The sequence below is a fragment of the Pseudoxanthomonas sp. PXM04 genome, assembly GCF_014851695.1.
Classification (GTDB): Bacteria; Pseudomonadota; Gammaproteobacteria; order Xanthomonadales; family Xanthomonadaceae; genus Pseudoxanthomonas_A; species Pseudoxanthomonas_A beigongshangi.
Genome location: NZ_JACVAG010000014.1, coordinates 1 through 690 on the forward strand (window position 1 = coordinate 1; position 690 = coordinate 690).

At 50.9% G+C, this 690-nt stretch carries 1 protein-coding gene; it reads right to left on the minus strand.

Features of this window, described 5'->3' with window-relative positions:
* A partial coding sequence (locus tag IB228_RS20115; RefSeq protein ID WP_192199655.1) for a hypothetical protein occupies positions 1-690 on the minus strand: 690 nt, incomplete at both ends.

Here is a 690-nt window from a genome sequence, read left to right on the forward strand (position 1 = left end):
ACCCTTTTTGGCTTCCTCTCTCCTGCTCCCCGCTTCTTCTCCTCTCTTTCCTCCTTCCCTCCCTTCCTCCCCTCTCTCTTCTTCCTCCTCCCCTCTCTTTCTTCTCTTTTCTCTTTCCTTTCCTCTCTCTCCTCCCTTCCTCCTCTCTCCTTCCTCTCCTTCTCTTCCCCCTCTTCTTCTTTCTTCTTCCTCTTCTTTCTCTCCCTTTCCCTTTCTTCCTTTTCTCTTCTCTTCTCCTTCTCTTTTTCCTCTCCTCTCCTCCTCCTCTTTTTTCCTTTTTCCTCTCTTCTTTTCTTTCCTTCTTTTCTCCTTTCTCTCTTCTTCTTCTCTCTCCTTCCTTCCCTTCCTTTCTTTCTTTCTTCCCCCCTCTTCCTTCCTCCCTCCTTCCTCCTTCCTCTTCTCTTCTCCTTCTCCCTCCTCTTCTCTCCTCCCTCCTTCTCTCCTTCCTCTTCTCCTTCCTCCCTTCTCTTTTTTCTTTCCTTCCCCTTTCTCCCTCTCCCCTTCTTTCTCTCCTCTTCCTTTTCCTTCTCTCTCCTCTTTCTTCCCCTCCTCCCCCTCCTTCCCTTCTTCCTCTCCTTTTTCTTCCTCTCTTTTCCCCCCTCTCCCTCCTCTCTCCTCTCCTCCTCTCTCCCCCCTTCCTCTCTCCTCCCCTTCCTTCTCCTTTTCCCTTCCCCTCTCTTCCTCTCCCCC